Source organism: Streptomyces sp. LS1784 (genome assembly GCF_020103755.1).
Lineage (GTDB): Bacteria > Actinomycetota > Actinomycetes > Streptomycetales > Streptomycetaceae > Kitasatospora.
Window position 1 is genome coordinate 1 of the sequence record NZ_JAHSQD010000411.1, and the last position, 7,335, is coordinate 7,335.

9 protein-coding genes are annotated in these 7,335 nt (G+C 73.4%); 5 read left to right on the forward strand and 4 right to left on the reverse strand.

Annotated elements, in window-relative coordinates:
* A partial coding sequence (locus KS423_RS32915; protein WP_224283417.1) for a C40 family peptidase occupies positions 1–424 on the forward strand: 424 nt, incomplete at its 5' end.
* Positions 425–464: 40 nt separating this feature from the next.
* Here the strand turns inward: KS423_RS32915 and KS423_RS32920 are convergent.
* Positions 465–788 (reverse strand): hypothetical protein, encoded by a 324-nt coding sequence (locus KS423_RS32920; RefSeq protein ID WP_224283418.1) that lies wholly within the window; start codon positions 786–788, stop codon positions 465–467.
* Between the two features lie 126 nt (positions 789–914).
* On the opposite strand from KS423_RS32920, the gene KS423_RS32925 reads away from it, so the two are divergent.
* The gene (locus tag KS423_RS32925) at positions 915–1,436 is read left to right on the forward strand and encodes a GNAT family N-acetyltransferase (protein WP_224283419.1); all 522 of its coding nucleotides are present in this window, start codon (positions 915–917) and stop codon (positions 1,434–1,436) included.
* Positions 1,437–1,477: 41 nt separating this feature from the next.
* Complete coding sequence (locus KS423_RS32930) at positions 1,478–2,758, forward strand: GNAT family N-acetyltransferase (protein WP_224283420.1); 1,281 nt, start codon at positions 1,478–1,480, stop codon at positions 2,756–2,758.
* A 68-nt stretch (positions 2,759–2,826) separates the two neighbouring features.
* On the opposite strand, the gene KS423_RS32935 is transcribed toward KS423_RS32930, so the two are convergent.
* Positions 2,827–3,627, reverse strand: a complete 801-nt coding sequence (locus KS423_RS32935) for a TetR/AcrR family transcriptional regulator (RefSeq protein WP_224283421.1) — start codon at positions 3,625–3,627, stop codon at positions 2,827–2,829.
* A gap of 181 nt (positions 3,628–3,808) precedes the next feature.
* Between KS423_RS32935 and KS423_RS32940 the strand changes: the two genes are divergently transcribed.
* A complete protein-coding gene (locus tag KS423_RS32940) occupies positions 3,809–4,387 on the forward strand; it encodes a GNAT family N-acetyltransferase (RefSeq protein ID WP_224283422.1) in 579 nt (192 codons plus the stop codon).
* Positions 4,388–4,444: 57 nt separating this feature from the next.
* Here KS423_RS32940 and KS423_RS32945 read toward each other — a convergent pair whose 3' ends face one another.
* Positions 4,445–4,924 carry a macro domain-containing protein gene (locus KS423_RS32945; RefSeq protein ID WP_224283423.1) on the reverse strand — a complete coding sequence of 160 codons (480 nt, stop codon included), beginning with the start codon at positions 4,922–4,924 and terminating at the stop codon, positions 4,445–4,447.
* A 9-nt stretch (positions 4,925–4,933) separates the two neighbouring features.
* A complete protein-coding gene (locus KS423_RS32950; protein ID WP_224283424.1) occupies positions 4,934–6,277 on the reverse strand; it encodes an MFS transporter in 1,344 nt (447 codons plus the stop codon).
* Positions 6,278–6,391: 114 nt separating this feature from the next.
* On the opposite strand from KS423_RS32950, the gene KS423_RS32955 reads away from it, so the two are divergent.
* Positions 6,392–7,335 (forward strand): LysR family transcriptional regulator (locus KS423_RS32955; protein WP_224283425.1); only part of this gene is annotated, 944 nt, incomplete at its 3' end.

Genomic DNA, 7,335 nt, shown 5'->3' on the forward strand with positions numbered 1-7,335 from the left:
CGCCGAGCAGGCCGCCGGGAAAGCGGAGGCCGCGCCGCACGCCGCCCGCCCGTGGTCCGCCGAGGGCGCGGCCGCCGCCATCGCCTTCGCCAAGTCCAAGATCGGCCTGCCCTACGTCTGGGGCGGCGAGGGCCCCGGCGGCTACGACTGCTCCGGGCTGACCATGATGGCGTGGCGCGAGGGCGGCCGACGGCTCAACCACTTCGCCGCCGACCAGTACGCCCAGAGCACCCCGATCGGCTACCGCCAACTGCGCCCCGGAGACCTGGTCTTCTGGACCGACACCGGGCGTGCCGCCGACATCCACCACGTCGGCCTCTACATCGGCGACGACCAGATGATCGAGGCCCCGCGGGCCGGCGTGCCGATCAAACAGGCCAGCCTCTGGATCATGGGCACCCCGGACTTCTACGCCCGTCCCTAGGGCTGGGGAAGCCGGGGGCGCTCCGGCGCCGCCCCGTCGGCTACCGGCCGGCGAGGGCGGCCAGGGCCTTGCGGCTGTCGCGCAGTCGCACGACGGACCAGCCCCAGGCGGCGCCGAACGGGAGCGACACGAGGAAGACGGCGAGCGCGCTGCCGATCCGGCCGATCATCTCGGAGTCGCAGGCCTCCGCCATGTGGAAGCCGGTCGGCTCGTAGAAGGCCGGGGAGCCGCAGAGTCCGTTGCCCGGGAGGAAGACCAGCCAGAGCGCCCAGAGCCAGCCGGCGACGGTCAGCCCGCCGGCGGCCTTCGTCGTCAGCGACCGGCCCTCGTACTCCTTCAACCGGCGGAAGTACTCGTCCTCCATGGCTCCCCCAGAAAAGCGGATCGTCCGTACCTGAACCGGCACGAGGATGCCAGCCCGGGCCACCCGGGCGCCAGTGTCGGGGGGCCGCGTTAGCGTGGCGGCTCGGACCGGTGCTGAGGAGGAGTCATGCGACTGCGGGATGTCCGGGCGGGGGACGCCGAGGCGTACGTCCGGATGCGCTGCGATCCGGTGATGATGGCCGAACTGGGCGGGCCGCTGCCCCGGGAGCGGGTGGAGGCGCGGCTGCGCAAGGACCTGGCCGAGGTGGCCGCGGACAGCTCCTGGATCAGGATGATCGTGCCGGACGGCGCCGAGGACGGCGAGGCGGCGGGCACCGTCACGCTCTGGTCGGACCAGGAGGACGGCGCGACCGTCTCCGAGATCGGCTGGATGGTGCTGCCCGAGTACCAGGGCCGAGGCCTCGCCAAGGCGGCCGTGCGCCTGGTGCTGGACGCCGCCGCCGAGGACGGCCGCTGGGGCGAGGTGCACGCCAACCCGGGGACCACCAACGGACCGTCCAACGGGATCTGCCGGGCGCTCGGCTTCCGGTTGCTCGGCGAGCGGGACCTGGACTTCTCGGACCGCCTCCTGCGCACCAACCACTGGGTGGTGGTGCCGGGCGAGCACACCGGGTCGGGCACGGAATAAATCGGATGCCGCCCCCAGGGGGGCCGCCGTACGGTGGCCGCATGGGCAACAGCATCGATCACACGGCCGTTGACACCGTGAACGGACTTCGGATCCGGGCGGTTTCCGAGGACGAGGTGGAGGCCTGGGACCGCGCGCTCGCCCTCGGCTTCCTGCGCCCGCACGTGGGCAGCGCGGCGGATCTGCGCCGTCGGCAGTGGGAGCCGGGCCGGATGCTGGCCGGCTTCGACGGCGACCGCCAGATCGCCACCTTCCGGAGCTTCGACGCCGAGTTGACCGTTCCGGGCGGGGCCGTCGTCACCGCCGACGCCATCACCAACGTCACCGTGAGCGCCACCCACCGCCGACGCGGCCTGCTCGGCACGATGATGCGGCGCAACCTCGCGACCGCCGCCGGGAGCGGCACGCCGGTCGCCATCCTGATCGCCGCCGAGTACAACATCTACGGCCGGTTCGGCTTCGGCCCGGCCACCCGCGGCCACGGCTGGAACGTCGACCTGTACCGCACCCGCGGCCTGCGGGACGGCCTGCCGGTCGTCCCCGGCGGCCGGATCGACTTCGTGACCATGGCCGAGCTGCGCGAACTCGGCGCGGACCTGCACGAGCGGTGGCGGCGCACCCAGCCGGGCGCGATCGACCGCGACGAGCTGTGGTGGCAGCGCAGCACCGGTGAGGTCCAGGTGCCGGGCTTCGACTTCAAGGAGCCGTTCGCGGTCGTCCACCGGGACGCCGACGGCGTGGTCACCGGCCTGGCGGTCTACCGGGTCGACGACAAGTGGGACGGCAGCTATCCCAACTGCACGCTCACCGTCGAGGACTTCCTGGCGTTGGACGGCGCGACCACCGCCGAGCTGTGGCGCTTCCTCCTCGCCGTCGACTGGGTGCGCAAGGTCGTGGTGGAGAACCTCGGCCCGGACGACCCGCTGCCGCTGCTGCTCCAGGACCCGCGTGCGGCCACCCCGTACGTCGAGAACGCCGACTTCACCTGGCTGCGGGTGCTGGACGTCGAGGCCGCGCTCAACGCCCGGACGTACGGCGCCCCCGGGCGGGTGGTGCTGGAGGTCGACGACAAGCTGGGCTACGCCTCGGGCCGTTGGGCGCTGGAGGTGGCCGAGGACGGCACCGGCTGCTGCACCCGGACCACCGACGACGCCGACCTCGCGCTCGGCGCCTCGGCACTGGGCTCGCTCTACCTGGGCGGCGAGACGGTGCCGCGGCTGGCCGCGGCCGGTCTGGTCACCGAGTCGCGCCCCGGCGCGGCGGCCGCTGCCGACCTGCTGCTGCGCACCCCGCTCGCCGCCTGGAACCCGGACGGATTCTGAGGCAGGGCACGCACGCGGGAGGCCGGCCCGTTCGCGGGCCGGCCTCCTTGTCGTCGTTGTGGCGGGCGTTACTTGACCGCCGTCTTGCCGATGGTGGGCAGGATGAAGTCCTGGATCAGGCCCTTGGCGTCGCGGACGATCGGCCGGAAGACCCGGTAGCGGGACAGGTTGATCACCCGGGCCGCGAGCGGCGTCGAGCGGCGGACGAACTCCCTGGTCCGCTCGGTGTCCGGGGTGCGGTCGAAGACCCAGTAGAGCACCACGATCATCAGGTGCAGCCAGAGCACGTCCGGCAGCAGCTCGACGAGTTCGGCGTCCAGCTTGGGCGCCAGCTCCGAGCCCTGGAGCACGTCGCGGAACAGCTCGACCGCGGTCGCCCGGGCCGGGTGGGACTCGTTGGAGAACGGGCTCAGCGAGCTGGTCGGGTCGGCGGCGGTGCGAAAGAACTGCGCGGCGAACTCGTGGTACGGCGCGGCCGTGTCGAGCCAGGAGGTCAGCGCGATCTGCAACCGCTCGGAGAAGTCCCGGGTGTGGGCCATGCGGCGCTTGGCGTCGGCCGCGTGGTCGTAGGTCATCCGGTCGTAGAACCCCTGGATCAGGAATTCCTTCGCCGCGAAGTAGTAGTACGCGTTGCCCACCGAGACGCCGGCCTCGGTGGCGATCGCGCGCATGGTGGTCTTCTCGTAGCCCCGTTCCTGGAACAGCCGCATGGCCGTCTCCAGGATCAGCGCCCGGGTCGCCTCACTCTTGTCGGTCTTCGGCTGTGCCCGGCCGCCGGGCAGGGGCGCGCCCTCCGGTCCGGGCGCGGCCGGAGCCCCGACCGCGCCGTTCTCGCCGTCCGTTCGGTTCGTCGATGCCAGGTCGTCCACGAGCACGAGCCTAGCCGGAGACGACGTTCCACCCGGTGTCGGTGTTCGTGGCACCGGATGCCCCCTCCGCATCCGGTGCCACGGCGACCCCCCTTGTTTCGAACGCGTTCAAAGGCTGGGCAGAACTGTAGACGTATCGGTTGAACATGTTCAACTCCATTCTCTGTGGGAGGCTGGTCACATGATCAGTTCAGGGCAGACCGTCATCCGGCGCGGCGGAGTGCAGGACGCCGAGTCCGTCGCCGAGCTGCACGCCCACAGCTGGCGCACCACCTACCAGGGGATCGTCCCGGAGGAGGGGCTGGGCGACGGGATGGTCGCCCAGCGGCGCGAGCTGTGGAAACTGCGCCTGGAGGCCGACTACGGGGAGCCGGAGAACTCCCCCGAGCTCCTGGTGGCGGAACGGGCGGGCGTGACGGTCGGGTTCATCTACCTCGTCCCGCAGCCGGACGGCGGGGTGCTGATCGACAACCTGCACGTGCGCCCCGGCCTGAACGGTGGCGGCATCGGTCGCGAGCTGCTGACCGCGGCCCGCACCCATGTCGCCGAGCGGCACCCCGGGGCCGAACTCTCCCTGGAGGTGCTGCGGGACAACACCCGCGCGATCGCCTTCTACGAGCGCGAGGGCGCCGAGCGGGTCCGGGCGCAGGAGGGTGAGTTCCCCGGCGGATTCCTGCTGCCCGAGTACGTGTACGCATGGCCGGCCGCGCGCGTGGCGGTCGGGTCCGACCGGCCGGAGCCGACGGATCGGTCGAAGTAGCCGAAGTGGCCGAAGTGATCGGGTCGGTGGGGTGGTGGAAGGGGTCGGGGCGTCCGGTCAGTCGACGTCGTAGACGGTCACCGGGACGCCCCGGGCCGTCAGCCGGGCGGTGACCAGCGGCTCGACCCGCTCCCAGCGTCCGCCCGCCAGACCGCAGCCGATCCGCGGCATGTGGACGGAGGCGCCGAGCCGGAGCGCGTCCTCGCCGAGCGCGGCCAGCCCGGTGTCGATCGCCTCGTAGCGCACCGGAACCCCGCTGGAGCGCCCCGTCCGAATGCCGCGCTGGCCGACCAGGTTGGCCACCCAGACGTACGGACCGACCGGCACCAGCTGGACGGCGCCGAGGCCGAAGTCGTTCTTCGCCCGCTCCCGGTGCCAGCGTCGGTACGCGGCCTCGGGCTCGGGCCAGCGTCTGGAGAGTGCGAGCACGAAGCCCTTGCCCCAGCCGCCGAGGTCGTTGCAGACGTGCGCGATCACCTTCACGCCCTTGCCCAGGGGCGCGGTGGCATCGCCTCGGACGTAGGTGATTTCCGCCATGCCTCGAAGTTAGACGGTGCCACTGACAATCTGCTCGGCATTTTCCGGCCCCGCGTCTGACGCCCCGCCCGACGTCTCGCCAGGCGTGCCCGCAGGCACGTTCGCTGACGTGCCGGCCCCGGACGTCCGCCCCGTCAGGTGCCGCCGCCCCGCCAGCGCGATCAGCAGCGCGAGCCCGGCGGCCACGGCGGGCAGGGCGTAGCCGGTGCCCGGAGCGGCCTGCTCGGCGACCGTCCCGGCGAGCGCCGCCCCGGCCGAGATGCCGACCACGATGCCGGACACCGCCATCGCCATCCCCTCGTTGAACTGCCGCTGCGGCAGCAGTTCCTGGACCAGCGTCATCCCGGTCACCATGGTCGGCGCGGTGGCGGTGCCGGCCGCGAACAGCGCCACGCCGAGCAGTCCGAGCCCGGCCCCGCCCAGCCCGGCGGCGAGCGGCAGCAGCAGCACCGCGGCCATCGCCGTGGCGCCGAAAAGGAAGCGCGCACCCGGTGCCCGACGCGGGGTCAGCAGCCCGAACAGCAGCCCGGCCACGCAGGAACCGGCCGCGACCAGGGCCAGCAGCAGGCCGGCCGACGCCTTGTGGCCGAGCGCGTCGGCGTACGCCACGGTGGTGATCTCGGTCGCGCCGAAGACCATGCCGGTCGCCAGGAAGGTCAGCACCAGCACCCGCAGCCCGGGCGCCCGCAGCGGGGAGCCGTGCCGTCGGTCGGCCGGCTCCGGCCCCTGCGCCGGCGCGGGGGACAGCGGGGGTTCGGTGCGCCGCTGGGCGGCGAACAGCAGGGCGCCGGCGGTGCCGAGGGTGCCGGCGGTGATCAGTCCGGCCTCCGGGGCGAGCGTGGTGCAGAGCAGCATCGCGAGCACCGGCCCGGCCATGAAGCAGAGTTCGTCCAGTGCCTGCTCGAAGGAGTTGGCCAGGTGCCGGGCGGCCGGTTCGTCCCGGTACAGGTGCGCCCAGCGGGAACGGGCCATGCCGCCGAGGTTGGGCGCCGCCGAGCAGGCCGCGGAGCAGAGGAGGAGCGTCCAGTCGGGTGCGCCGAGCCGGACGCAGAGCAGCAGCCCGGTCAGCGGAACGGCGTTGTACAGCGCGGCCGGTACCGTCACCCGCGCCTGCCCGTACCGGTCCACCAGCCGTCCGATCAGCGGCATCCCGACCGCGCCGGCGACCAGTCCGGCCGCCGAGACCGCCCCGGCCAGTCCGTACGAGCCGCGCCGCTCGGAGAGCAGGACCACCAGTGCGACGCCGTTCATCGACAGTGCCAGCCGGCCGAGCAGTCCGGTCGAGGTGAAGGCGACCGCGCCGGGGGCCGCGAACAGCCGTCGGTAGGAGGCGAGGGAGGCGCGCGAGGGCATCGGGCTCCTGTGAGCAGGGGGAAGGGGGATGCCCACAGCCTGGCGCCGGCGACGGGCGGCCGTCCAACACCTGTTTCGCCGTACTCACAACGCACTGTTGTTAATCTGCCGCGCATGCCCCGTGACCTGCACCCCCGTCTGCTCCGCGGCTTCGTCGCGACCGCCGAGACCCTGCACTTCGGCCGGGCCGCCGAGCGGCTGCACATCGCCCAGCAGGCGCTCAGCCGGGACGTCCGGACCCTGGAGGGGCTGCTCGGCGACGCGCTGTTCACCCGCACCACCCGCAGCGTCGAACTCACCCCGGCCGGGCGGCTGCTGCTGCCCCGGGCCCGCCGGTTCCTCGCCCTGCACGACGAGATCCTCGCCGGAGCACTGACCGGGGCCGCCGCCCGGCCGTTGCTGCTCGACCTCAACAGCGACGTCACCGGCCCGGACCTCACCGCCGACCGGGTGCTCGAACAGGCCCGCGCCGCCTGGCCGGAGGGTGAGCTGCTGGCCCGCTTCCACGGCGGACTGGCCGCGGCCGCCGCCGAACTGCTGGCACACCGCCTGGACGCCTCCTTCGGCCGCTTCGCCGGGCTCCCCGCCCCGGTGCGCGGTCAACTCGTCCAGTTGCCGGTGCGGTTGGAGCGGATCTCGGTGATGATGGCGGACACGCATCCGCTGGCGGGCCGCCCGGTGCTGCGGATGGCCGACCTGGCCGGGCACCCCGTCGACGTCTGCGCGGGCAACCCGGCCACCACCGAGTGGGCCGATCTCGGCACCCGGCTGGTGTGCGAGCACGGCTTGGCGGCGGCCGCGCCGTACGTGCCGCCGGTGGGCGTGGACGAGACCGCCCGCTACCTCGCCCGGCACGGTGATCCGATGCTGACCACGGTCGGCGGCCCGCGGATCCCGGGGACGGTGAACGTGCCGCTGGTGGAGCCGGTGCCGCTGAGTCTGGTCAGCCTGGTGCACCGGCCCGGTGAGCGTCACCCGGGGTTGCGGGCACTGGCCACGGCGGCGGGCGCGCTCGGCGCGGCCGAAGGCTGGCTGCGCCGCCCGCCGGGCAGCTGGCT

Coding starts and splice junctions, on each gene's coding strand:
- KS423_RS32920 (WP_224283418.1), bottom strand. CDS start 788: ATGGAGGACGAGTACTTCCGCCGGTTGAAGGAGTACGAGGGCCGGTCG.
- KS423_RS32945 (WP_224283423.1), bottom strand. CDS start 4,924: ATGGCGGAAATCACCTACGTCCGAGGCGATGCCACCGCGCCCCTGGGC.
- KS423_RS32930 (WP_224283420.1), top strand. CDS start 1,478: ATGGGCAACAGCATCGATCACACGGCCGTTGACACCGTGAACGGACTT.
- KS423_RS32950 (WP_224283424.1), bottom strand. CDS start 6,277: ATGCCCTCGCGCGCCTCCCTCGCCTCCTACCGACGGCTGTTCGCGGCC.
- KS423_RS32925 (WP_224283419.1), top strand. CDS start 915: ATGCGACTGCGGGATGTCCGGGCGGGGGACGCCGAGGCGTACGTCCGG.
- KS423_RS32940 (WP_224283422.1), top strand. CDS start 3,809: ATGATCAGTTCAGGGCAGACCGTCATCCGGCGCGGCGGAGTGCAGGAC.